Source organism: Paenibacillus sp. FSL H7-0326 (assembly GCF_001955535.1).
Lineage (GTDB): Bacteria > Bacillota > Bacilli > Paenibacillales > Paenibacillaceae > Paenibacillus > Paenibacillus shunpengii.
The window spans coordinates 389,493-413,842 of sequence record NZ_MPVN01000003.1 but is presented as its reverse complement, the minus strand read 5'-3'; the positions used below and the strand labels follow the sequence as shown (position 1 = coordinate 413,842).

Here is a 24,350-nt window from a genome sequence, read left to right as displayed (position 1 = left end):
CCGCAATCGAATTTATCTGTAATATCTCTGCAACAATAGAAAAGAGAATGATTTCGGACTCTTCCGGAATCATTCTCTTTTTTTATATGAAAAAATTTTACAATTGCTAAATTCTTTTCTTATCGAAACAGAGGTAGATCAATCCCTCTGACGGGAGCGGGCCTGTCCACCCTTACGACCTGCCTCTTCCCTGCTCATTTTACCATTACTGTTGGAGTCATCACGGGCTTCTCCACCCTTGCGGCCGATTTCTTGATAAAATTCCTGATCATGATTCCGGGAAGTCGCATCTCCCCCTTTTTTCCCAATCTCTTGGTAGAATTCTTTCTCGTGATTGTTAGAGGTTGCTTCCCCACCCATACGACCTGCTTCTTCACGACTCATGTTGTTGCCACGGTTGTTTGCCATTTGAATTCACTCCTTAAGTAGATTAGTATAGGAAGTTGTCTTACTTCCGGTACGTTATTTGATTACCCGCCTCTCAAATTATTAAACTCCAACACCATCAAATCTTCATCATAATAAACTCCCGAATATTTTAATGCTCTTTTCTCGGTGCCGAATATAGTAAAGCCTAGCTCCTCGTATAGCTTTTTGGCAGCGATATTATCTGAAACAACAGTTAAATTCATTTGCTCCAATCCTTCTAGCTTCCCTGCAAATACAATCAGCTCTTTGAGCAGCCTTTTGCCAACGCCCATTCCGCGATGTTCTGATGATACATACATCCCATAAATATTTCCTTTGTGTGCTGTCTTCAAGTTGCCATCGCGTATGAACGTCACAATAGCTATCAATTTATCTTCTATAAATGCACCGAGTGTAAACTTGGTATTTGTTGAAGAAATACGCTGGGCTACCTGCTCGGCAGAATAATTCAATTCTTGCTCATAAGTTGATCCGAATGCTTCCGGATTGGTTTGCAGTGCCTTTAACCGGAGCTCCTGATATGCCTTAGCGTCATTCTCTTCTAATATACGTATAATCAAGCTAAGACCTCCTTTAACAGCTTAATATTTGAACATAAATAAGAATGGTCCTTCTCACTACAATTATTCACATGCTCTTATTTAGCGATCTTCGAATCTCTGTGACCAATAAGGACTTTTCTTCTTCTGTAATTCCATCAGCAGCCAATTTCCGCGCAGCCATAGGGACGATCCAGGACTCGACTTCAGCATAACCAATACCCGACAGTCTCTCGTACTCATCTATAAATACACGAATACTGGATTCACGAGTTTTATCTAAAGCATTCTTGGTGTGTTTGGAAAGATTCGGAGGTAATATGGCATATCTGATCATGATGATATATTCGGCCAAATCTGCTTCAGGGTTCCCAATCGATGCATTGTTCCAATCTATAATTACGGCTTCGTCTCCTCTAAAAAGTATATTTCCTGGATTAGGGTCTCCATGACATAGCTGCTGTTTCAGCGGTAATTGATCCAAGTGATGGATAACAGACTTTTTTTCGTGTTCAGTTAAGTGTTGTGAATATAATATGTCATTCTTGATGTTTTCCCGCTGACACGGCAGGCTTAAAACTGAATGAGAATGGATCTGAAAAAGAAGTCGCGCCGTCATCTTCGCGTCAATATAATCTTCAATCTTCTGTGTCAATTCATTACTTTCAGCGACTTCTGTAGTTCTATTAATAAAACGCTCCATAATGGATTCTCCATAAATTCTTTCAAATACAACCCCTGAACGGCCATCAACATTAATCAACTCAACTGGTTTAGGAACGGGAAGACCGCAATCCCATGCAATTTGACAATGATGAAATTCACGTCTTAGTGCAGTGACACTTGTATTGGGTTTAGCTAACTTAATAACCTTGTTGTCATCCTCCCATTCAAAAACCTCTGCACATCCACCTTCCCCTATCTTCTTACCAAGTTTACCTATCATATCGCACATATTCCCTTCCCTCATAACCGTTATAGAAAGCAAGTGCAGTACTCATTTTCTGTGAGTATACCATACAGCTCCAATTATAAATCGGTCTCTGGATGTATATGAAGGTAGGCAATTCAGCAGCAATCTTAAAATGCTCTTTTGCTAAAAAAGACACCTGCTTCTGCAGGCATCTTTTTCTTTTCGTTCAAGCTTTGACTAAGTTCTGTTCGTTAAATTCCGCTTGCCAGTGTGTACGTTAACACACTTGTATATGTAGTTGCCACTGCTCCCACCGTATCCCCGATCGCATAAGAAGATCCTGTGCCATGAAGCTCACTGACGTTAACGGTTTTTGGCGTATTTATCCAAAAAGTTGGACTAACTTGATAATCTCCCATACCGTAACCTGGATCAGCACTGAAAATGGTTTGTGGTGTAGATGATAGATAGAAGCTCTTGGATAAGGGACCATACGTAGTATCTACTTGCTGCCCCGTATTCACATAAATCTGTCCGGATCTAACTTCAACATTTGAGGCAGGATAGGACAGTGTATATGTCCCATTTCCTCCGGATGTGGGATCCGTAAGCGGCTGGCTTACAAAATCTGATGCAGCTAGAGTAATGGTCCATCCGTCCCCTCGGCCTGTATTGTCTGTGAGAAGAATATTGCTGGTTACCGTTGCTCCCTTCCAGTCCTTGTTGTTGATTTCCTTGGCGGCAAAAATGATTGGATCTGCCGAGAATGTGAGCTGACCTCCGATTAAGCTAAACTGACTCTCCGGATTTTGTACATCTAACTCTTCAGCTGCGGCTGTCAGTGGGACTGACATGATGAATACTAAGCCGAGTAGAGCTGTCTCTAACTTCTTCATGATTGACATTTTATAATCTCTCCTTTAGTGTTTCGTTGCTTCTGTACCTCCCTCGGATGTTACACTTTAATCCCTCCTTTCATCGTTCTTCTTGAATCTCATCCGTATAAGCAGGCTCAGTAACAAGAAGATGATAGCAAGCAAACACCAGATCATTAGGAAGGAGATCCCTCCATTATTATTCTGAGGCAGCACCTTAGCCAGATGATGATCAGCAAGAGATTGCTTGGATTTAGCAGCTTCCGCCCGGTTTAGAACAAATTCATATTCCTTCGTAAATACTTCATCCTTCCACTGTCCTGTTAATACCGCTTTATAACCCCCTTGTTCAAGGTGCAGCCCTTCTAATATAAATTTTGATTCCGCCTCTGTGCCTCCATAGACAGATTCCATACTCAGTTTGTTCTTATAGAGGCTTGTATTCGTGTCGGTATCAACCATTTGTATCTCAATTTCAGGCTTACCGAGTATAGTCCCCTCATTTTTAATATATGGAGATACGCTTAATAAGCCGTTATGTAAGTATTCATATTTAATATCAGAAAATGAAAATTGGGTACGTGCTTGACCTGGGTTATAATCAGCAATTATCTGTATTCCGATTTTGGTTAATGCTTCCGTTTGAAAATTCACTTCTTGTTGAGTATCTGCTCTCACAGCCTCCGGGTATTCTTGTAGTGCAATATAAGAAATATATTGGCCGTAGCTCAAGTGCTCAGGAAATTCAACGTCAAAAGAGTAATTCTGAGATTCTAAAGGCGGAAGGGTTACCCTTAAGGGCTTTGTCTTTATCCATTTACCTGGCCCTGTTAATTCTTCTCCATAATTAGTAAAATCCTTACCTCCATTTAATTTGGGAACAGCATCCGCAGGATATAGATAAAATTCGGACTGACGATCTTTGCTGTGATTCGTGACAGTAACTGTAAATGTTTGCTTAGACCCTGGTTGCACCTGCGCATGAAAGCCACCCGCTAATGTCTTAGCCTTCTTGTCTGTGATGTTCATCGACAAATTAAAATCTGCAGCAGAAGCCGTTGCGGCAAATAATGTGAGCAGCAGCATACAGAATATTTTCGTTCTCCATATTTTAAGTAACATTTAGTTCAACCACCTCAATATATGTTTGTACAAACCCAGGTTCATCGCGTTAGATGACGCTGTCTGATTTCATTACAAAAAAAAGCACCCCACACTTAACAAAGTAAGTGCGAGGTGCTTCCTCGATCGAATTTTCAATTAATTAGATACTATAACTACTTCTTAACATTGTCAATAAACGATCTAAAATTCATACTGTATTGCATTCATTAGTAGCGCACGATAAGATTCTAGTAAATATGAGTACTAGGAGAATGAGGATGAAGATTAGTGATCCTTTACCTTGGAGAGATGTTCTTACTAACGAGGGCACGCATACTATAACGGGGGATGTCCGAATATTCAACGCATTTCCGATAATTCAGCTGCAAATCGAGCGCAGAATCTGGATATATCTGCCTGGCAGCTATAACATTGGAGAACGCAGATATCCGGTCATTTATATGCAAGATGGACAGAATGTATTTGATCAAGCAACATCCTGGGGCACCGAATGGGGTGTAGACGAGACCCTTTCGCAAATGGGACTTGAGAATCCTTCTTTAGAAGCGATCGTGGTCGCGGTTGATCATGGGGGCAAGGAACGTAATAATGAATACAATTTTACAGTCAACGACGAGTATGGCTTCGGCGGCAAAGGTGAGGCGTACACTGCTTTCCTGGCAGAAACGCTCAAGCCTTACATCGACAAGCACTTTCGTACACGCCCAGAACCAGAGCATACAACGATTGCTGGGAGCTCTTTTGGTGCCTATATCGCACTTTATACGGCCATTCGCTATCCAGAACAATTTGGCCGTGTAGGCGGGATTTCCTTTGTTATGTGGCACGATAACGGAGCGATGATGCAATTGATCCAGAACTCAGTGCTATCACCCGCTCTGCGGGTCTATCTTAGCATTGGAGGACAAGAAACTGACAATCCCGAATTTAATAAGACTGCGTACGAGCATGTTGAGCTTGCCCGTCAGACGCTGATTGCCGCAGGGGTTCCGGAGGACCGGGTTCGATTCGATGCCGTTCCCGAAGGAACACATCACGAATCGACATGGAGTATGTTATTTCCTGAGGCACACCGCTGGCTGCTCCAGCCCTAAGGTTAAACACTACTATGGCATAATCAATGAAGCCGCTGATCCGATCGAATCAACGGCTCTCTATTTTAAGCTGGAGGAATACTTTGCGGATTGTTAAATACATTTTTCGGATCGTATTTCGCTTTGATTTTCTTCAACCTAGCATAGTTCTTCCCGTAATAGACGGGCCCTGGACATTTAATCCCTTGGTCAGGAACATTGATGTAGGAACCTACAATATAAGGCTTTAATTTCTTCCTTGTGTTCCGGGCCAAGGCAATGTTTCTGGCTGCATGGGATGGTTTAACCCACGAACTATTCCATTCCACATAGTACTTAGCTTGTCGCCAGTAGAACGCCGTTGCTTGTGGAGCTACTCTGCTTACGGCTCCGCCCCAGTTCAGGAAAAAGAAGCCTGCCGGAGTCCCTCCCTCAGCTTTCTCCAAAAATTCGCGCATCACTTTATAGGCTTTATCGGGAAATGGCTGTTTCCCAAAACCACTTGAAAACTGATTGCTATATCTTTGAGTAAGCACCGGATCGGGGGCAAGCATGAATTTCGTAGCTTCCGTGTAAGGCAGGTAACGAATTACCTTTTGAGTCGGCGTGCCCACGCTGAGAATAGGTTTCAGCTGGTGAAGCGCCTTGACCTTTGAGCCGAGGTAGATTCCTAACATGCTGACATTACCGCCTTTTTTAGGACCGACACTTAACTCACTGCCTAATTTGTTGCTGGCGTTAGGTGCCCATACCTGCCATTTCCTTACGACTTCCTCAAACTGCTCCCAAGGCCACGTGATGCTAAATACGGTAGCTTTGGCTGGAGCAGGCAGGACTTTAAATTTATATTTGGTATAGATGCCGAAGTTGCCGCCGCCACCGCCACGGGAAGCCCACAATAAATCCGAATTTTGTTTGTGATTTGCTCGAATGACTCTCCCCTTCGCGTCAACCATTTCAAGTCCGATGAGATTGTCGCAGATGAGGCCTGTTGTCCGTTGCAGCGGCCCAATTCCCCCTCCTGGCGTGATACCTCCGATCCCCACCGTTGGACTATCACCGAATGGAGCCATATATCTTTGCCGCGCGAGCGTATCCACAATTCTTCCAACCTGATTACCTGTCTCCACGATGACCGTTCCGTTCTTTTTGTCCAAGGTAATCTTCTTCATCTCACTTACATCGATGACAATGCCGCCATTGATCTGTGAAAGATTCCCTTCCAAGGCGTGTCTTCCACTTCTGGCGCGCAATGGAATATGATTTTGACGTGCCCATCGGATGGCATTGGCCACATCCTGTGTTTTTTGTGCAAAAACGAACACCTTAGGAAATCGATCTGTATGCGGGTCCCAATTCTTACGAGCAGCTTCGTAACCAGGGTCTCCCTTAAAAATGACTCGCCCTGTGAGCTTAACTTTTGAACTCATCCATGATCCTGCTCCTTTATATAAAAGTTCTATTAGGCAGATACCATTTAATGTATGAATGCGTTCATCATCTGGTCTGGGCTTATGTGTAGTTACAGCTTCTGAATCGCCAAGTGCATAAAAAAAGCCGCACGAAGAATGCGACTCTGAACGAAATGAAACTACTTATTTTTTTGCACAGTCGACAAGGAAACAAGAACGGGTCCTGCGAAATCGGAAGCCTCCTCACTCTTCGGATTATGAAGGCGGAATTCAAAAGCATCCCCTTGTTCTGATGTCCATACCATATAATCGCTGATGCCTTCCACTCCGGAAGCTTGAAGGTAAAGCTCAGCGAACCCAAGGGGATGCTCGACTAACTCACCACTATAATCAGACACTTCTCCTGCTTCACTCAAGTCCTCCTTGGCGGCAGCTTCAAGCTGCTCTAAATTATAATCGGCTGGTAAAGGTTTAATATCCACGTAGTAATCTGGATTGCTAGTCAAAGACAATCGGCCGGTATCTGCATCAAATGTAAACTTCTCAAAGACATACATACTAAATCCCTCGCCGTACTGCAAGCGTCCTTCAAATAACTGATTTCCTTCAGAAGTCAGCATCTCAAAGCTCTTGGTCTCTTCCCGCGTCTTCTCTTCGAGAAATTCCTGCTCAGATGAAGGAGGCACAGAGGATTGATTTTCACTTTCTCCAGTTGCTGGTTTCGTCACATGCTCTGTTTCCCCTGAACAAGCAGAGATCACAATTACCAGAACGAAAAGTGGAACCGTAATCCAATAGCGATGCTCCTTTTTCATTTTTCAGCTCTCCTTTCAATCGTTTATTGAGATTCCATAATATGTATTAACCGACTCTGAGATTCAATACTCTCTTATTTTAGGGGAATGAAGTCGACTGCAGTACACTTGATATTGAAAGGCGAATTTGAGTTTATCAAAATAACAAAATCGAATTATTTACATTTAATGGCAATCATGATATCTTTACTTTGAAAGCGCATCCATGACCGAGCAGAGTATCCATTCTTCATCACATTTTATATGGAGGGAAGATGTTAATGGTACAATTGTTCAAAAAGTCAAGCGCAATACTGATGGTATTCGCTCTGCTCGTAGGGTTAGTAACAGTCCCTGCTCAAGCAGACGACGCCCCACTCTTGACTATCGAAAGTGAAGATGCTCAGCTCAGTTCTGATCTTCAAGTGGTTACGGAAATCTACGGCCAGCCTAAGCCTGGATACACAGGAGATGGATTTGTCTGGATGCAGAGTTCCGGGACGATTACCTTCAACGTAACTGTTCCAGAAACAGGTATGTATGAAATCTCTACCCGTTACATGCAGGAGGTTAGCCCGGACGGAAGAATGCAATCCTTGGCCGTGAATGGTGTGACCAAGGCTTCCTCTATGCTGCCATACACAACAACATGGTCAGATTTCAATTTTGGTTTTTTCAAGCTGAATCAAGGCAGCAATACTGTCCAACTGAAGGCCGGCTGGGGATTTGCATATTTTGATTCCTTCACTGTGGATTATGCTGATCTTGATCCCTTGGAAGTACAGTCTGTACTCACAGATGCTCAAGCGACACCTGAGACTCAGCTTCTTATGAATTATTTAACAGATGTGTATGGGAATCATATTATCTCGGGCCAACAGGAGATATATGGTGGCGGAAACGACGGCAATTATGAGCTTGAATTTGAATGGATTCATGATTTAACAGGCAAGTATCCAGCCATTCGCGGCTTTGACTTTATGAACTATAATCCACTGTACGGCTGGGAAGACGGCACGACTGATCGGATGATTGACTGGGTGAACAATCGAGGCGGTATTGCGACAGCCGCTTGGCATATCAATGTACCCAAGAATTTCACGACCTATCAGCTTGGGCAGGCTGTAGATTGGAAGGATGCCACCTATAAGCCATCCGAAACCAATTTTAATACAGCAAATGCGGTCATACCTGGTACGAAAGAGTATCAATACGTCATGATGACGATTGAGGATCTGGCGGAGCAGCTGCAAATCTTACAGGATAACAATGTACCCGTTCTATTCCGTCCTTATCATGAGGCCGAAGGAAACGGAGGCTTGAATGGAGAAGGTGCATGGTTCTGGTGGGCTTCAGCAGGTGCAGAAGTATACAAAGATCTATGGGATCTGCTCTATACCGAACTAACTGAAACGTACGAATTGCACAATTTGATCTGGACTTATAACAGCTATGTATACAGTACTTCTCCCGCATGGTATCCAGGAGATGATCAGGTCGATCTTGTAGGCTACGATAAATACAATACAGTCTACAATCGCGATGACGGATTGTCCGGCGTTCCGAACGAGGACGCCATCACTTCGATTTTCTATAAGCTGGTTGATCTGACGAACGGAACAAAGATGGTCGCCATGACCGAGAATGATACCGTTCCGAGTTTACAGAATTTAGTTGAGGAAAAATCCGGCTGGCTCTACTTCTGTCCATGGTATGGTGAGCATCTGATGAGTTCTGCCTTCAACTATCCTGCCACACTGACAACTCTATATCAAAGTGATTATGTCATTACGTTAGATGAGCTTCCGAATCTACAATCCAATAATCCAACTCCAAATGCATCCCTATCACCCTCCAACATTGAATTCGACAAGTATACACCTAATCAGAGTGACAAAACCATCACCCTAAATTCAAACAGCCATACGTTAACTGCGATCCGTGTGGGCACTCAGGCACTTATCCCGAGCCAGGACTATACCTTAAGCGGTAACACACTTGTACTCAAAAAAGAATTCTTGTCACAGCTGCAAGTGGGCGAATATACTTTCACGTTTGACTTTAGCCAGGGTCAAGATCCTATACTAAAAGTTAAAATCAACAATTCAACACCAAACGCTGTGTCAATCTCACCCGTAAATACAACATTCGATAAAGCCACAAATCTTCAGCAGAATATTACCCTGTGGCTTACCTTGAACGGTCAACAGCTCTTAAGTATTAATAATGGTAGTTATGCGCTTATATCGGGTCAGGATTATACGGTGACAGGCTCTTCCGTCATTTTGAGCAAAACCTATCTGTCCACCCTGCCGCTTGGTCAGAATACGATCACCTTCCAATTCAGCGGAAGCAATCAAGCCGTTCTTACCGTGAATATTGCTGACAGCGGCGTAACCGTTCCCTCCCCTGACGGGGCCATTACGATTCAAGCTTATAATGGCAACACAAGTGCATCTACCAACGGAATCTCGCCTAAATTCAAAGTTAACTCGGGGACTTCCGACATTTCATTGAGTGATGTCAAGATTCGGTATTACTACACCATTGACGGGGAACAAGGGCAGAGCTTCTGGTCTGATTGGGCCAGCGTAGGAAGTGCTAATGTGAGCAGTACTTTCGTTAAACTGACGACTCCGGTTAACGGGGCTGATCATTACTTGGAAATTAGTTTCTCTAGTGCGGCTGGAACATTAAGCCCAGGTCAGAGTGCAGAAGTCCAAACACGCTTCTCGAAAAACAATTGGTCCAGCTACACGCAAACAAACGATTACTCCTTCGATTCGACCAGCACACAGTATGTTAATAGTAATCAAGTTACTGGATATTTGAACAATCAGCTTAGCTGGGGCATTGAACCGTAATTCGATGGAAACAAGGGCCGGAACAGGTTTTGACCTATCTCCCGCCCTTGTTCTGTATTCAGCTCTGCATAAACTTCTATATAGGCTTATCATTCCATATTTGCACTTCGATATCGCTTTTCTTCTATTCAAAATGAAAGAGCAGCTAACTGTTGTTTAAATGAGGCAGCTGCATTTTCACAGCTTCAATTTCTGGAGACGCAGGGAATTCAGCACAACCGAAACAGAGCTGAACGCCATCGCTGCACCAGCCAGCCACGGTGCTAAGAGACCTATAGCAGCAATGGGAATGCCCACTACATTATAGGCAAGTGCCCAAAATAGATTTTGCTTGATATTACGCATCGTGCTTTTACTTAATTGGATCGCGTCAGCAACTTGATTCAGATCTCCGCGCATCAATATAACTTCTGCTGCCTCTGCGGCTATTCCCGTGCCAGTGCCTACAGATATGCCTACATCAGAGACAGCAAGTGCAGGCCCATCATTAATCCCGTCTCCTACCATAGCTACCTTATGTCCCAATTGCTGCAGTCGCTTTACTTCTGCCGCTTTCTCCTCGGGAAGGACATTTGCAATGACTTTGGAGATCCCTACCTGACTCGCAACAGCCAGAGCCGTACGTTCGTTGTCTCCCGTCATTAATACCACTTCAATCCCCATTGCTTGAAGACGGCTGACGGCCTGTGCAGAGGTTTCTTTCACGGTATCAGCGACAGCGACCATTCCTGCCCATTGATTATTGATTGCCACGAGCAGCACCGTTTTCCCTTGACCTTCAAGCTCAGACATTTGAACCCCTGCTTCAGCAGGAATCCGTACCTTCGCATCCGTGAGCAGCCGCCGCGTTCCCACAAGAATGTCCTGGCTGTAACCGCGGGCGCGAACGCCGTACCCCGGCATATTCTCAAATTGCTCTGGTCTAAGCAGCATCTTAATACCTCTGTCCTCTATCCCTTCCGTTATGGCTTGTGCAATGGGATGCTCCGAGCTGAGCTCTGCAATTCCTACTCGTTTTAACATTTCGTTCGAGGACCAGCCCTGCGAAGTAATTACATCGGTCAGCATCGGTTTCCCGTGAGTGACGGTTCCGGTTTTATCTAATATCACGGTCTGAATATAACCTGCATTCTCAAGGTGCTCCCCACCTTTAAACAGGATACCGAATTCAGCGGCACGACCCGAGCCAGCCATGATGGATGTCGGAGTCGCTAGACCCAGTGCGCATGGACAGGCGATGACCAGTACAGCAATCGCTTTTTCCAGAGCGGTACTCAAGCTGCCTAAGCTCTCAAATAATAATGAAAATAAAAATGTAATAGCAGCCAGACTAATAACGACAGGCACGAATATTCCTGATAAGGTATCTGCAACACGCTGGATGGGAGCCTTTGATCCCTGAGCCTGCTCGACAATATGAATGATCCTTGCCAAGGCGCTGTCAGCACCTACTTGTGTCGCACGTATAACGAGGCGGCCATTGATGTTAAGTGTTGCTCCAGCAACAGTGTCGCCAAGCTTCTTGTCCACTGGTAGACTCTCTCCGGTTAACATGGATTCATCTACCGAGGAAGCTCCCTCTTCCACGATTCCATCCACAGGAATCTTCTCGCCTGGCTTTACATGAACAAGATCATTGGAATGGACACGTTCAGAGGGGATTTCAATAATCTTGCCATTTCGAACGACTCTTGCCGTTTGCGGAGCTAACTGCATCAAACTGCGGATGGACCTTACAGCTCTTCCTCTAGCCAGAGCCTCCAGCCATTTGCCGAACAAAATTAACGTAATCAGCACGGCACTTGTTTCAAAATAAAGCTGGAGTGGAGCTTGGCCGGCCCCATCTACTGCTTGGTGAATATGACCCAGTAACCCCCCGGTACTGGTCATCAAAATAAAATATACACTATAAAAATAAGCCGAGCTTGTCCCAAGGGCGACTAGCACATCCATATTAGCACTTCGGTTTTTCAACGCTTTATACGCACCTTTATAGAAAGTCGCGCCAAAATAGAACTGTACCGGCGTTGCCAATAACCATTGAACAATAGGTATTAATAACACGTCAGGGACACCTATTCCAGAGGTAAATGAAAAATGAGAAACCATAGACCACAATAAGGGAAAAGAGAGTATCGCTGACAAGATCCACTTCCATTTTTTTCGTTGTAGTTCCTGTTCTCTCAAGGTAAGCGATTCTTCATCTGTTGTTTGAATATACGCCTCATATCCCAATTGCCTGATCTGGTGGATAAGATCTGAAGCTTGTAGTGTTCCTGATACGAACTCAACATGTCCTGATTCTAAAGTAAGGTTCACATTTACTCGCTTCACTCCGGGAAGCTTGCTGAGGCCTTTTTCGATTCGAGCTGAGCATGCGGCACACGACATCCCTGTTATTTTTAGATTCGCTTGCTGATAAGTATGGTCTGTTAATTTATCGTTCGTAGAATAGTGATTATTCGAAAGTGGATCCATAAGATATAGCGCTCTCCTTCACTAAACGTTATCCTCTACATATCATACGTTGTACTCTCGATTCTGATGATTGCTATCTTAGGGTCAAAAAAAGCCTCCAAACCTACACTTATCATAGGTTAAGAGGCCTCTCCATAAATCGACTTCTTCGTCATTATGATGAAAGCACGCTTTCATCTGTACTTTCTGATATGCTCAACGCAATTTGAGCCAATATTCCCTTCAGCAGCCTGTTCGCAGGTTCACTATGATTCATGCCTTCGCGAATTTCTGCATCCTGCTGAATAAATGGTAAATCGATCAGTTCATGTGACCATCTGGACAGCATTTCCTCGATGCAATCGGGTGTTGACTCTAAGTGAAACTGCAAGGCCAAGACATGATCACCATAGGCAAATGCTTGCTGACCGCAAGCTTCCGAGTACATCAGATGTCTGGCACCTTCAGGCAATGAGAAGGTATCACCATGCCATGAAAAAGAAATAAAACGATCCGGAAGCTGAGCCAGCCAAGGATGATGTTCCTTATTTCTGTAGATTTGATGCCATCCAATCTCCTTATTTGCTCCAATCGGAGATACCGTTCCTCCCAAGATTTCTGCGATCATCTGTGCTCCCAAGCATATCCCAAGCACCTTCTTCCCCGCTTCAATGACATCTCTTACAAATTGCTTCTCTTGAATAAGCCAAGGGTATTCCGTTTCCTGGTAGACACTCATGGGTCCCCCCTGAATAACGAGAAGGTCTAATGAATGAAGCCATTCCGGCGGTATCCCGTTGGCAGGGTCATGTAGGATCAGATCATGCCCGGCTTGTTTGGACCACGACACGATTACGGATGGATCATCAAATGAAAAATGACGGAAAACAATGATGTTCAATAGGCTCACCTCGAATGATATGAATAATTCTATAGTATCTCAAATAGGGAGGATAGCAACGCTATTATCCCACATAGTGAGATAATATTGAGAAATATTGAGTATTGTTTATATCTATCCCGAATAATGAGATGACTGGAACAGAAAAAGACCCTCGTCATAAAATGACAGGGGTCTGCTACAATTTTAATAAAAGGTTATCCTTCATAGGATGTCAGTTCACCTGGAGATCATTGAAGGTTACGTCCGCGATACCCAAGCTCGTTAGATATAAGGGCTGCATATTTTCGAGCCATACTTGAATATTTACCAATACTCTCTTCACTGAAACGAATCGAAGGACCTGCCACATTCAAAGACCCGATAACTGTATTCTCGTAGGAAAAGATCGGGACTCCAATTCCTGTGGTCCCTTCTGTTGCCTCATTCGTCGTCATTGCATATCCTTGCTGTTTAATTGCTATAAGCTCCTGCTCAATATAGGATCGGGACAGCGGCTTCAACGATGGGACGTCATCCCAATCAAATGATTCCAGCAGTGACTTCTGCAGCTCAGGCTTTAGGAAGGCTAATATCACTCTATTCGATGCTCCGATAAATAATGGCAAGCGCAGCCCTATCGGTTCCGATATTTTCAGAACTTGCGGTGAGTCCACTGAATCAATGTAGATCCCTTCCGCATTCTCACGAACGGATAAGTATACGGTTTCCTTAGTACGCTTCGATAGCTCCTCCATGAACGGTCTTGCAATCGTGCGCAGCATCAAACTATCCCACATGAGAAAGCCATACTTCATCAGAGACAGGCCCAGTTTATACCGTTTCGTTTTCTCATTTTGCGACACAAAACCATGCTCAGTAAGAGAGGAGAGTAATCGATGTGCACTCTGTATCGGCATATTCAACGCTTTACTGATCTCCGTTACACTCATCTCTTTTTCAGTACCCTGCGGAAGTAACAGGTCCAAGATTTGCACTACTTTGTTAATAACGCCAGACAATCCGTTCACATCTCCTCGTCTAGAACTTTGCCATGATTATATCATATCAAGGGTAGAACGATTCTGATCAGGAACGAATAGACGACGGCTAATCTGTCTATGTACTTCTGCTTGAAGGGAACTACTTATGTCTCCAATACTATAATCCTAAATGCTGCTAGTTTTTTTATGCTGAAAGCTGATGTGCCCTGCTCTGACGGCTTGGCTTGGAATAGAATAATAGATATAGTCCTACTCCTAGCTTGGCGAGGCCATCTGCCATTCCAAAGTAGAAAAAAGGTATCGATTCGAGAACCATCCCCGCTATTGCAATCACGGTGCCCATCGAACCGATGACAAGCATCGACTTACCGTGGACATAATAAAACAGGAAGAAATGAATACCTGTTGCCAGAAATGTACCCAGCCAGATCATCCGCCGATCCAAGCTCGGGAAAAAAGGCCCTGCGATCAAGAACATCAGCACGAATAAAGAGATAACACCCATATTTCCCATTCGATCCTGAAATGGGGTGCTGGGACCCTCAGCTAATCTGCGCTGAACTCTCGCATTCAAAAACGAAATATAGAAACCGATGAAATAACCGATCACCTTCTTGTAGTTGAATTGCAAGGGAACAGTACGATCAAGATGATCACACGATCCTGCCATGAACTAGCATATTTAACATACTCATGATGTAAATGCTGCGGGTTAACCCCGCCCATAATCGCTGCGGTCACTGGATCTTTTGCACCCTCATCCTGTTCTTCTGGAGATGTGCCGTCAAGCAGCTGACTGATCAATGCACAGAGCATTTCAACATGTCCAATCTCTTCGGTACCGATGTCCTGTGTGTTGTCATATTTAGTGAGAAAAACCAACGAAAAAATGTTGATAGATCAAGGCGCTTTTTCATATTTAATGAGAAGGGTTCCTTTAGTAAACGCCGGATATAATGCTTATTTTCAGTATTAGTGAGAATTCGCGCAATGCCTCATTTGCATATTTATTCACATGCATACATCGATTAGCTCGACTAGAACAAATTTGGTCGCTATTTCGCAAGTTAGCAGTATTCCGCCCCGCTGAAGTCGAAAATGGTCCAGGGTTTGCTCCCTCGACCTGTTGCGTCAGAAAGGTCGACCTCCACCCCTAACCAAATGGAAGTCAATGTTGTGGTTTGGTTGCTGAAAAGACACAAAGCCATCCCCCTCAAGGGATAGCTTTGGTTTATAATTAATATAACTCATTATGGCTTATAAAGCTGTGAAAGCGGAATCGCTCCTTGTAATTTGTTTTTGTTTTACTTGATACAAGTCAAATATTTAATTACTCTGCAGAAACATCATCAATAGCTACCCAGCCGTTGGCGGTTTGCGGTGCGCTGATCCACACCTTGATCGATTCCCCTGCAGTGGCACTCACGGTGAGTGTCACTCTCTTATAACCCCCTGATACGACACTCTGCTGTGCTTTGTTCACTCCGGCAACATCCGCCCCGAGTTTCACATTGCTTGCAATATTTGTATTGATATATGCGGTTATAGTGTAGGTTTTCGTCGTTGGTGCTGTTAAAGTCTGGGACATCTTGGTAGCGTCCGTCGTACTGAAGGCAGCCTTATAGGTTCCAGAGTACGCTCCCGTATTTTGGATGGTGATGCCTTCAGTGTTTTGCTCCTTGGTCCAACCTCCACCTAGACTGCCCCACTCAAAGCTTGGATTGCCGATCAAGTTTTGGTTCTCATAGGCTCCTCGGTCAAACGCTGAACCTCTTGGCCTTGGGTTATAGCTGAAGTCGTTGTTCGGCGCCAAGCTGTTAGTTCCAGTATCGATCGCCTTGGATCCGATGATTACATGAAAGTCTCCTCCGGCAGCATTTACAAAGAGAGGATCGCCCCAAATGTCATTCGGCCCGCTTACCACAGGGTTTCCATTATGGTAAACATTATAGTTATTGGTAACGTTCGTATTGCTATAGTTCGTATTGATATTCCTCCCTGTTCTGGCAACCATAATATTATTAAGTATATTGACATTATTGGAAGATTGGGCGAAAATTTCCCCGTAGTTCAATTGGGAAGAATTGTTGTAGGCAGTGTTGTTGATGATATCTACGTTCGCACTTTTATACGAATGAATACCGCTACCCCCGTTATTATAAGATAGATTATTGGTCACTAGGGTCTTTCCTGTATAGGCAGGATCATTCCTGGTACTGTCGATAATAATTCCGTTACCATCCGAATAATCTTGCGTTTTTTCCCATTTAACCAACGTTTTATTATTATACACCCGATTATTGCGAATCACGTTTTTATAGCTTGTTGTATTCGAATCGATATTCTTAGGGGTAAGGATCGAAATGCCGCTGGTCGCATAGAACGTATACCAAGAGTTGTTATAGATGGTATTGTTCTCGATGGTTATATAATCAGCATCCGATGCACTGATCCCTCCGCCAGGTACATCATGAACGATATTGTTTTTCACAATAATGTGATGAGGATACGAGGTGCTCCCCTCTTCGGGTCTAATATAAATACCATTCGTTTGGGTTTTGCGGACATAAGCCCAATCAATGGTATTGGTCGGTTTATTTTGTATAAAATGGTTATATCTCGCTTCGCCATCGCTTAATGTCAGGTTGGCGTTGTCCCCTTCGATTTCGAACCCTTCAATTTTGATGTAGGAGGCGTTTACGACGATGTGATTCCAAGCATCAATGGCCTTGAGTTTAGGATGATGTCCCGGATAAGCCAGGTAGCTGATGTAACCACCCGTTGAGCTGGAATTCCCGGAGCGATTAACTTGGAATACGGCCTGATCATCGGTCTTGTAGTAGGTTCCATCCATGACATAGACGGTATCGCCTGGATTGGTTTGATTGGCTGCATATTGAATGTTTTTGAACGGTTTTTCAGGGGAAGTTCCGTAACCACTGCCGTCCACACCTGTATCGATATCGACGTAAAACGTTTGCGAAGCGGCATGTGCTGAGTTTGCAAAAACAATCAAGGAGCAGGCTGCCAGCAGAAATAAGAACAAACTCATTAGCCATCTTGATGTACGACTCCCAAATCCTAAATCCATCATAATTTCCTCCAATATAAAACATTATTGATATCGCTTACAATTTACCATGAACAAGAACCGGGGAATAACAACCTCATTACTCCCCGGTCCGCGCGACTATCTTTCATTTCTAATGCGGAGCCTATTACTTACATTACATTGTAGTCAGGGTAAAGGTCAGCTTACCTGTTGCAGCATCGTATTTCCCGGCGGTTTCCTTAATAACCTTGCCATCCCCATCCATATAATAAACCTTGATGTGTTCAGGTTTCTTTAATTGCTCTGGTGTCGGTTGATAATCGATGGATACCGAAAGCGGAGCTTGATTGTTTTTCCAATCCAATCTCTGACACCCAGACATTCATTTTTTTAAAGAATTTCAATGATTTCATCCTCCTTCGATTGTTTATTGCACGACTAATCGTCTGTGGTAATTGCTCCGAATACTACTATCCCCCTTTACTACACCCTGCAAATCTAGATCCTTTCAGAATCATCATAGGTTAAGCGTTTACAAGAAAACTAAGAGGATCACTGGAATTCGTGACCATGGGTTTAGTTTGATGTACGAAAGTATGGCTAATCTACATTCAATCTAACATGTGCCATTGGCCTAGTTATAGAAGATAGATTTAATATTAATTATGTTTTCTTAGTAATGTTGTAAATAACTGACGGTTAACTATCTAAAATTTCTTCCATTTTATAATTCTTTATTGTAGGCAAACCGAAGTCTAAAAGTTATTTGGCATGATCACATGGAGTTATTTGCTGCTAGTTATCCGGAGATTATCAAACTCCAACAGAAAACACCGCTATCCCTAAAGGAATAGCATTGTTTTCTATACTTTACCTGGTGTGTCATAGCAAGAAGAGTTTTTCTTCAGTATTCGGGGTTTTTATTCTAGAACCCGATCGGATGGGCGGCATCTCATTAATGATAGGACTCCCCTTCACTCATGCTTCGCCCTTCTGTTTGCCATAATATTTGAAGACAACCTCATAGCTTGAATGATCCAACTTCATTTGACAAAAGGCTTCTCCATTTTTTTCATAAACTTCGAGTGATCTGAGTTGATCTTGCTGAAATTTACCACGGAAAGGGAAAAGTACCGTAGCATATCTCCTGACACCGGCCATACCCCCATAATCCGACATGATAACACGTGTGGAGGGTCTAAGATGGTCCATCTTATCGGAAATGCTCGCTTCTTTTCGTTCGCCATATACTTTTCTTCCAGCAGTCCATACCGCTACGTTTACTTCATTACTCTGTGTATATGCAATCTGCCGATCCTCATTCCAATGGGACTGAACGGCATCCAGGTGCCAGTTCAACTGAACAGTATCCTGCTCAGTGAGTCCTGAAACTTCGTCCAAGACAAGCAAAAATTGACCGGTAAACATAACTAAGTCCCTGCGATGGATTATAGGTTCGTAATTATGATGAACGGCCGATGCCCGGATCCAATCTCCGCTATCAACGACATACTCGATCTTCCCTTGCTTTTGGGGGCCATACTCCCAAGAGGAGAGGTATTCGAAAGGATCCTTACCATTAATCGTTAGGGTATTATGCCAGGCAGCCGACTTGAACTTGCGGCGTTCTTCCAGCCACCAATAATTATAACGTCCTGGATCTACCACCAACGGTTGGCCCCATGCCGAAAAATCAAACGACGATGGATCAATATGCGCATGTCCGTTATACACCGGAGTGCGGCATACGAAAAACACGCTAAATGCCTGCCTGGACCAATCAGAGCGAATCGAGACCTGATCCAGCTCTTTGTCCCAAAAGACACGCGGAGGTTCATCCAATTCCTCTGCTGCCGGTACATTCAAGCTATTTAGCAACCCCGTCAAGCTTAATAACTCGGGGTAATCAAATAAGAGAGGTATAATCGCATTGACAAACTTCTGCTCACCCATTAAAGATTGAAGAAGACGCACTAGATTGTTCTCCCCCAAGAATAGAGCACCTAGAGATAGCGTTACCGCTGCCTTGTAATCTGCATCGGAATCACCCCAAGGCACGACCTGGCCGGTAGGCCGGCATGTCTGTATGCAGTAATTCATTGCTTGACGGAATCTTTCTACAAAGGCTTCTGAGAGGGAAATTCCGTTCTTACGAGCCAGCAAAGCGACCTTGCCCATGTAAATCGTGGTGAAGTTATGATAACTTGGACAGCCTTCCAATTGGCCCCCCTGTTTAGAGAACTGAGAGGACATACAACGCTCAAGCTCCTGTTGAGCGAATGCCCCCCACTCCGCCGACTCCTCAAGAGCCGGAAAGTTCAGTGCGATGGAGTACAACCCCCACATCTCGGTTAGGTAGTAATTATGGTCAGCATTGGGCCAAAACTTCGGACAAACCTCACGTAGAATTCGCCCGTGGTCTAGTATGGATTTAAGGATCGTTGGACGAGCAGAATCCAGCATGCCGGGAATTTGGTCCATCACCCTAATCACGAAGGGCCAAACATTCCCCACCCGTTCACCGACTTCAAGCTGGCGCCAGGGATCGACTGAACCATAAACTCGTTGGGCTTCCTTTACATCTACCGTCAGGGCAGGAGCCGGGCATGATTCGATCCAATCCAGAAGCTCCAGGAGTACGCGATCAATATACTTTCGTTGATTAGAGAACAGATAAGCATAAGTTAAAATCAACCAATGATTCATCCGATTTAACATCCATATATAACCGTTGTTATTCACTTTGTTGTCATGCCATTCGGGAGGGTTTCCTACCACAAGCCATTGTCCGCGCGTGCCTGACAAAATCAGCTTTCCTTGTAGAGCCATATCGGCGGAGTGCATCGTTCTCTGAATGTAATCTGGTGAATAGCGTCGGATAAAATTGCATACTTCTGTAAAATTGCATACATGAGGCAGGTTATTCACATTTCAGACCTCCTTATAGGAATTTGCTTTTCATTGTTCCTTGATCTCCCAATCATTGTGAACGATGTGTATCATCTTTCAACACGATTTCGCCATCACGAAGTCCGTAGACTCGTCCTGTACCGTAATCCTGTATAATAAGTCCCCCATCTGGTTCCAGTTCTACGGAAAGCCCCCATCCTTGCTCGGTGGTTCAGCAAAATACACGTTGAGAGCCGTATTATAGATATGCCAGCCAGTGATAGTATCAATATCGTCCATCGCGAAGGCATAGACCATTACATGCTCTTTGGCAAATTCATTATTCTCATAGGTGACGGTAGTCCAGCCAGATTGACCAGGATATCCGCTTGTCCGTATGTTTGTTGTGCAAGATGAAACAATGTTTTTACTTCTTCCTCGTTAGTGACATCTACGGTTGATACAGTGATCGAAGCTCCCTCGGATTCATATTTTTCTTTCATTAGATTTAACTTTTTAGGATTAGTGGAGGCCAATACCATTTTCATACCTTGGGAGGCTAGTTCCTCCGTCAATATCGTACCCAAACCTCCTGTTGCCCTTTAACAATGGCTACTTTATTCTGCAAGGATCTCAAGTCGCAATACCTCTTTCATCAATTAGCAAGTTAACAGTATCTTCCCAAGATTCTCTCCGCGGATCATCTTCTGAATAGCCTCTTCTGCTTTTTCCATTGGCATCGTATCGCTGATCATTCTCTCCAGATCATACTGCTGATTTTCTACGATCTCTTCCAGCATCCGAACCGTCCGACAATACCGATCGCATAGCTCTTTATCTGTTATAGGCAGTTTAACGATTTTGATGCTGCTCCTTTGATGCTGTTAATTCATCCAAATTCATAGCCATGCCTCCATATCTCATATTAAGGAGTTGATCACTTATTAAAAATCATAAGCAGAGAAAGCCTTTTCATCCATGCACATTACAAGGTTTTTTTTATCCGATTCGCTTATGTTCGTTTCTGTCCAAGGAATGTTATAATGAGTAATATGAACAAGTGGACAAAGGGGTTATTTGTTGATGTATGATTTTATCGTATCCGATATTAGCTATGTTCTAGAGAGGCAACCTGACCCCGCTTGGCGAACTGGAGAAATCCGCAACCAGACTCACCATATACTGGATACGAATAAAAGGGGCAGAGCTTTTTATAATATTGAAGGAACAAATATAACATAAAAAAAGAGACCTGCTCTATTTCCCGAAGGAATTGGTTTACTCCGGCTTCAGTGATCCTGAAGAACCTTGGGGATTATGGTTGCATTCGATTTGGAGAGTCCTTCGGGAGAACCGGGGTTTCCCCCGTCTTATTCAGGAGTTAATCCTTCTTCTTACCCCCACCAATTAATAGAATTGTTTCAAACCCTTGGCCCTGCATGGGCCGGCAAGAAGCCCGGCTATTTACTGCATTGCCGCAGCATCATCATGGAAATTCTGTACCACATGATCCGAACTCGTACCTTCTCACTCCCAACTCCCCACATACGCCAGCAATTGAGAACATTATCAATCTAATGCAAGAAAACTACAGCCGACATTATAGCGTGCAGGAGTTGGCGGTCATGGCAGGCCTTAGTACCTCTCACTTTCGATTGGTTTTTAAAAAAGTGACTGGCCAGTCCATATTGGATTATCAAAACCAGATTAAGCTGGGGAAAGCAAAGGATTTGTTGTTAAGTGGAGAATGCAACGTGACGGAAGCCGCCTTGCATACGGGGTTCGGCAATGTGTATTATTTCAGCCGATTGTTTAAGCAGGTTATGGGATGTAATCCATCCGATTATTTGAGGAAGTGACAACAGGTCAAGTACTCACTTGAATATCTAGCAAGTACCATAATTACGAAGTCCATAATGATGTCATGATCAGCGAATAAAAAATATTATATGATTTCTCGAAAAATAAATGGCCCCTGATCAAGGAAGCAGACTTCTGCATCCCCGCACTAGGGGCTATTCTTCATTTGTCGACTTGTCCTAAATCTCCTTACCATATCATTATCTATACCGTATCTTGTCAGTTGCCTTTCTAAGACAAAGTAGCTGGGGTCGTTAAAACCTGACTGAAGTGCAGCTTCTGTGATCGTAAGCTCCGAGGAAAGAAGCAGCTTTTCTGCCTCAGACAGTCGGACATAATTAAGGTAATGAATGAAGGTTTTTCCCATCACCGACTTAAAAAACTTCATGAAGTATCTTTCGCTCATACAGCAGAGCTTGGCCATTTCCTGAACGGTAATCCGTTCGCTGAAGTTGGCGTTGACGTACATAAGGGCTCTCTCCAGGCTAGAATAATCCTGTTTACGATGCTGCTTGCCGGACAGTATACGGAGCCCTTCCCTATTCCACCGTCGGACGATCCACAGCAGCAGGGATAAATTCTTGATCGAATCCGACTACATAATGGTTAATAGGTGTCCCCTTCTCGATAACAACCGAATGAACCTCACGACATGGATAATGACCAGTGAATGGGGATTTAAGACGTAATGAGTCCCCCCTGCGAATGTCCATCAGCATATCTTTGTACTTCTCTTCACCACGGCAATTAAAGCCTTGGGATAAATACTGCATCATGACTGTCATTTCTCCGAACTGACCCCCAAGAACTTCTTGAACCTGACGTGCCAGCATCGGATCTGGACGATCCACTTTAACTTCAAACTGTAATTCTTTCTGATGACGGAACTTCATATCACTCCTAATCTAGAGGTTTTATTTACAATTTTACTAACTTGTAATTAAACCAATTGATCAGAAATAAACAAAATATAATACTAGAAGAACAAAACCTTAACGGCTTGTACACCAAAATGTATGCCAAAACCGATTAAGAAAAGACCTGATAGAATAGATATTCCTCTTAACAGGGAAGCACTTAGCACTTTACGGAAAAAACTCGATGTCGCAGCGACTGTAACATCCCACACAAGGATCCCAGCGACAATGGCCAGGCTGAGCAGTGCAATCTGCGAAGTGCTCTTGGCCGCCGTCTCCTGTGCAAGTACGGAGCCAAATATGCCGAGCCAAAACAAAATGGACATCGGATTAAACAAGGACATCCAAAATCCGGATCGAAATGATCTGCCTAGCGGCTCTCTCTCTGACGTTTCTGACTCCTTAATTTGACCGCTGCTCAGCAGACTTTCAACACCGGTATAGACTAATACAAAGAAGCCGAATAACCATAGAAACGTCTGCACAAACGGAGTATCTAGAAAATGAACTACACCCAAATACACAAGCAGCATGTAGACGACGTCTGCCAGCACAGCCCCGAGACCGAATACCCAGGAGTGAAAGAAGCCCCGTCTGATCCCAATATTTAATTGAGCTGCATTCAAAGGGCCAATGGGAGCGGCAAGCGACAACCCAAGCAGCATATAGGCAAAATAAGCACTTGTTAACATATGCCTCCTCCTTAGATAACAACATTACATCGTTATATCCTATGCACTGGAGGAGGCTTGTACGACTGTTTTATTTTTATAACCGTATATCGCTTTTGACTTCCATTGTGACGAGCTTAATCAGAGGTTAGTTCTCTCTTTTTTTCCTCCCACAGCTTGATTCGTTCTTCATGACTAACCTCTTTATATACTTGATGCAGCATCCATACATAACCGAACGGATCTGTAAAAATAGCATTTGCTACTCCGTAGTCGGGCAGCTCCGTTACCGGCTGTATTTCAGCGCAGCCCAAACCCATCGCCTTGCTATATGTCTCTTTAATATTAGGAACCGAGACATTTACCCAGCTCGTTTGAGGATGCTCAGGAGTTGGTGCAATCAGATGAAATTGCGGGTTCTCATCCAATAGATGAAAGCGGACGCCGTATAGAGTAAAAACCACTTCATTTTCACCTCGAGGAAGCTTTGATGCTTCCACCAGCTCAATATCAAATATACCCTCGTACAACTCCAGTGCTTTTAAACTGTCTGTTACAACCATATCCAGTTCTACTCCAACCATCTTCTACACGCT

At 43.9% G+C, this 24,350-nt stretch carries 23 protein-coding genes and 2 pseudogenes; 4 read left to right on the top strand and 21 right to left on the bottom strand.

Annotated elements, in window-relative coordinates:
* Nucleotides 1-138: 138 nt before the first annotated feature.
* From BK126_RS17825 to BK126_RS17805, 5 genes are all read right to left on the bottom strand, one after another.
* The gene (locus BK126_RS17825; RefSeq protein WP_076313887.1) at nt 139-408 is read right to left on the bottom strand and encodes a KGG domain-containing protein; all 270 of its coding nucleotides are present in this window, start codon (nt 406-408) and stop codon (nt 139-141) included.
* A 62-nt stretch (nt 409-470) separates the two neighbouring features.
* The gene (locus BK126_RS17820; protein WP_076313886.1) at nt 471-989 is read right to left on the bottom strand and encodes a GNAT family N-acetyltransferase; all 519 of its coding nucleotides are present in this window, start codon (nt 987-989) and stop codon (nt 471-473) included.
* 67 nt (nt 990-1,056) lie between these two features.
* A complete protein-coding gene (locus BK126_RS17815) occupies nt 1,057-1,923 on the bottom strand; it encodes an aminoglycoside phosphotransferase family protein (RefSeq protein WP_256702903.1) in 867 nt (288 codons plus the stop codon).
* A 209-nt stretch (nt 1,924-2,132) separates the two neighbouring features.
* A complete protein-coding gene (locus tag BK126_RS17810; RefSeq protein ID WP_076313885.1) occupies nt 2,133-2,786 on the bottom strand; it encodes a hypothetical protein in 654 nt (217 codons plus the stop codon).
* 57 nt (nt 2,787-2,843) lie between these two features.
* Complete coding sequence (locus BK126_RS17805) at nt 2,844-3,878, bottom strand: WxL protein peptidoglycan domain-containing protein (protein WP_076313884.1); 1,035 nt, start codon at nt 3,876-3,878, stop codon at nt 2,844-2,846.
* 260 nt (nt 3,879-4,138) lie between these two features.
* On the opposite strand from BK126_RS17805, the gene BK126_RS17800 reads away from it, so the two are divergent.
* Entirely contained in the window at nt 4,139-4,975 is an 837-nt protein-coding gene (locus BK126_RS17800) for an alpha/beta hydrolase (RefSeq protein WP_076313883.1), read from the top strand.
* 65 nt (nt 4,976-5,040) lie between these two features.
* Here the strand turns inward: BK126_RS17800 and BK126_RS17795 are convergent, their stop codons facing one another.
* Nucleotides 5,041-6,384, bottom strand: coding sequence for an FAD-binding oxidoreductase (locus BK126_RS17795; RefSeq protein WP_076313882.1), 1,344 nt, complete (start codon nt 6,382-6,384; stop codon nt 5,041-5,043).
* A 161-nt stretch (nt 6,385-6,545) separates the two neighbouring features.
* A complete protein-coding gene (locus BK126_RS17790) occupies nt 6,546-7,181 on the bottom strand; it encodes a hypothetical protein (protein WP_076313881.1) in 636 nt (211 codons plus the stop codon).
* Between the two features lie 260 nt (nt 7,182-7,441).
* Here BK126_RS17790 and BK126_RS17785 point away from each other — a divergent pair, with 260 nt between their 5' ends.
* Nucleotides 7,442-10,024 carry a glycosyl hydrolase gene (locus BK126_RS17785; RefSeq protein ID WP_076313880.1) on the top strand — a complete coding sequence of 861 codons (2,583 nt, stop codon included), beginning with the start codon at nt 7,442-7,444 and terminating at the stop codon, nt 10,022-10,024.
* 177 nt (nt 10,025-10,201) lie between these two features.
* Here BK126_RS17785 and BK126_RS17780 read toward each other — a convergent pair whose 3' ends face one another.
* The 10 genes and pseudogenes from BK126_RS17780 to BK126_RS29480 form a co-directional block, all read right to left on the bottom strand.
* Nucleotides 10,202-12,502 (bottom strand): heavy metal translocating P-type ATPase, encoded by a 2,301-nt coding sequence (locus BK126_RS17780; RefSeq protein ID WP_076313879.1) that lies wholly within the window; start codon nt 12,500-12,502, stop codon nt 10,202-10,204.
* A 154-nt stretch (nt 12,503-12,656) separates the two neighbouring features.
* A complete protein-coding gene (locus BK126_RS17775) occupies nt 12,657-13,391 on the bottom strand; it encodes a type 1 glutamine amidotransferase (RefSeq protein WP_256702902.1) in 735 nt (244 codons plus the stop codon).
* 221 nt (nt 13,392-13,612) lie between these two features.
* Nucleotides 13,613-14,383, bottom strand: coding sequence for an IclR family transcriptional regulator (locus BK126_RS17770; protein ID WP_076313877.1), 771 nt, complete (start codon nt 14,381-14,383; stop codon nt 13,613-13,615).
* 166 nt (nt 14,384-14,549) lie between these two features.
* Complete coding sequence (locus tag BK126_RS17765) at nt 14,550-15,035, bottom strand: DUF6609 family protein (protein WP_076313876.1); 486 nt, start codon at nt 15,033-15,035, stop codon at nt 14,550-14,552.
* A gap of 29 nt (nt 15,036-15,064) precedes the next feature.
* A pseudogene (locus tag BK126_RS17760) lies at nt 15,065-15,226 on the bottom strand (manganese catalase family protein); the annotation flags it as partial.
* Nucleotides 15,227-15,695: 469 nt separating this feature from the next.
* Nucleotides 15,696-17,459, bottom strand: a complete 1,764-nt coding sequence (locus tag BK126_RS17755; RefSeq protein ID WP_256702901.1) for a right-handed parallel beta-helix repeat-containing protein — start codon at nt 17,457-17,459, stop codon at nt 15,696-15,698.
* A gap of 133 nt (nt 17,460-17,592) precedes the next feature.
* The gene (locus BK126_RS17750) at nt 17,593-17,781 is read right to left on the bottom strand and encodes a hypothetical protein (protein ID WP_143757750.1); all 189 of its coding nucleotides are present in this window, start codon (nt 17,779-17,781) and stop codon (nt 17,593-17,595) included.
* Nucleotides 17,782-18,395: 614 nt separating this feature from the next.
* A complete protein-coding gene (locus tag BK126_RS17745; RefSeq protein ID WP_076313873.1) occupies nt 18,396-20,345 on the bottom strand; it encodes an alginate lyase family protein in 1,950 nt (649 codons plus the stop codon).
* Nucleotides 20,346-20,623: 278 nt separating this feature from the next.
* Nucleotides 20,624-20,893: an SDR family NAD(P)-dependent oxidoreductase gene (locus BK126_RS17740; RefSeq protein WP_076313872.1), complete on the bottom strand. Its 270-nt coding sequence runs from the start codon at nt 20,891-20,893 to the stop codon at nt 20,624-20,626.
* Nucleotides 20,894-20,965: 72 nt separating this feature from the next.
* Nucleotides 20,966-21,106, bottom strand: a complete 141-nt coding sequence (locus tag BK126_RS29480) for a hypothetical protein (protein ID WP_179085564.1) — start codon at nt 21,104-21,106, stop codon at nt 20,966-20,968.
* A gap of 639 nt (nt 21,107-21,745) precedes the next feature.
* On the opposite strand from BK126_RS29480, the gene BK126_RS29475 reads away from it, so the two are divergent.
* Entirely contained in the window at nt 21,746-22,165 is a 420-nt protein-coding gene (locus BK126_RS29475) for a helix-turn-helix domain-containing protein (RefSeq protein WP_083655946.1), read from the top strand.
* Between the two features lie 149 nt (nt 22,166-22,314).
* On the opposite strand, the gene BK126_RS30255 is transcribed toward BK126_RS29475, so the two are convergent.
* On the bottom strand, nt 22,315-22,572 hold the full coding sequence (locus tag BK126_RS30255; protein WP_368665073.1) for a helix-turn-helix transcriptional regulator: 258 nt from the start codon (nt 22,570-22,572) through the stop codon (nt 22,315-22,317).
* Here BK126_RS30255 and BK126_RS29880 point away from each other — a divergent pair.
* On the top strand, nt 22,513-22,743 hold the full coding sequence (locus BK126_RS29880; RefSeq protein ID WP_256702900.1) for a hypothetical protein: 231 nt from the start codon (nt 22,513-22,515) through the stop codon (nt 22,741-22,743). The two genes, BK126_RS30255 and BK126_RS29880, sit on opposite strands and share 60 nt — an antisense overlap.
* Before the next feature lie 127 nt (nt 22,744-22,870).
* Here the strand turns inward: BK126_RS29880 and BK126_RS17725 are convergent.
* The 3 genes and pseudogenes from BK126_RS17725 to BK126_RS17715 all read right to left on the bottom strand — a co-directional run.
* Nucleotides 22,871-23,059 (bottom strand): annotated as a pseudogene (locus tag BK126_RS17725) (manganese catalase family protein); the annotation flags it as partial.
* Between the two features lie 83 nt (nt 23,060-23,142).
* Nucleotides 23,143-23,775, bottom strand: a complete 633-nt coding sequence (locus BK126_RS17720; protein WP_076313869.1) for a LysE family translocator — start codon at nt 23,773-23,775, stop codon at nt 23,143-23,145.
* Nucleotides 23,776-23,891: 116 nt separating this feature from the next.
* On the bottom strand, nt 23,892-24,338 hold the full coding sequence (locus BK126_RS17715) for a VOC family protein (protein WP_076313868.1): 447 nt from the start codon (nt 24,336-24,338) through the stop codon (nt 23,892-23,894).
* Between the last annotated feature and the right edge of the window lie 12 nt (nt 24,339-24,350).

Excerpts from the sequence above, each read along its gene's own strand:
- BK126_RS17810 (WP_076313885.1), bottom strand. The coding sequence starts at position 2,786 with ATGTCAATCATGAAGAAGTTAGAGACAGCTCTACTCGGCTTAGTATTC.
- BK126_RS17785 (WP_076313880.1), top strand. The coding sequence starts at position 7,442 with ATGGTACAATTGTTCAAAAAGTCAAGCGCAATACTGATGGTATTCGCT.
- BK126_RS29880 (WP_256702900.1), top strand. The coding sequence starts at position 22,513 with ATGAATGAAGGTTTTTCCCATCACCGACTTAAAAAACTTCATGAAGTA.
- BK126_RS17780 (WP_076313879.1), bottom strand. The coding sequence starts at position 12,502 with ATGGATCCACTTTCGAATAATCACTATTCTACGAACGATAAATTAACA.
- BK126_RS30255 (WP_368665073.1), bottom strand. The coding sequence starts at position 22,572 with ATGAGCGAAAGATACTTCATGAAGTTTTTTAAGTCGGTGATGGGAAAA.
- BK126_RS17765 (WP_076313876.1), bottom strand. The coding sequence starts at position 15,035 with ATGGCAGGATCGTGTGATCATCTTGATCGTACTGTTCCCTTGCAATTC.
- BK126_RS17715 (WP_076313868.1), bottom strand. The coding sequence starts at position 24,338 with ATGGTTGGAGTAGAACTGGATATGGTTGTAACAGACAGTTTAAAAGCA.
- BK126_RS17755 (WP_256702901.1), bottom strand. The coding sequence starts at position 17,459 with ATGATGGATTTAGGATTTGGGAGTCGTACATCAAGATGGCTAATGAGT.
- BK126_RS17790 (WP_076313881.1), bottom strand. The coding sequence starts at position 7,181 with ATGAAAAAGGAGCATCGCTATTGGATTACGGTTCCACTTTTCGTTCTG.
- BK126_RS17815 (WP_256702903.1), bottom strand. The coding sequence starts at position 1,923 with ATGTGCGATATGATAGGTAAACTTGGTAAGAAGATAGGGGAAGGTGGA.
- BK126_RS17800 (WP_076313883.1), top strand. The coding sequence starts at position 4,139 with ATGAAGATTAGTGATCCTTTACCTTGGAGAGATGTTCTTACTAACGAG.
- BK126_RS17825 (WP_076313887.1), bottom strand. The coding sequence starts at position 408 with ATGGCAAACAACCGTGGCAACAACATGAGTCGTGAAGAAGCAGGTCGT.
- BK126_RS17795 (WP_076313882.1), bottom strand. The coding sequence starts at position 6,384 with ATGAGTTCAAAAGTTAAGCTCACAGGGCGAGTCATTTTTAAGGGAGAC.
- BK126_RS17720 (WP_076313869.1), bottom strand. The coding sequence starts at position 23,775 with ATGTTAACAAGTGCTTATTTTGCCTATATGCTGCTTGGGTTGTCGCTT.
- BK126_RS17805 (WP_076313884.1), bottom strand. The coding sequence starts at position 3,878 with ATGTTACTTAAAATATGGAGAACGAAAATATTCTGTATGCTGCTGCTC.
- BK126_RS29480 (WP_179085564.1), bottom strand. The coding sequence starts at position 21,106 with ATGCTGGAAGAGATCGTAGAAAATCAGCAGTATGATCTGGAGAGAATG.
- BK126_RS29475 (WP_083655946.1), top strand. The coding sequence starts at position 21,746 with ATGGGCCGGCAAGAAGCCCGGCTATTTACTGCATTGCCGCAGCATCAT.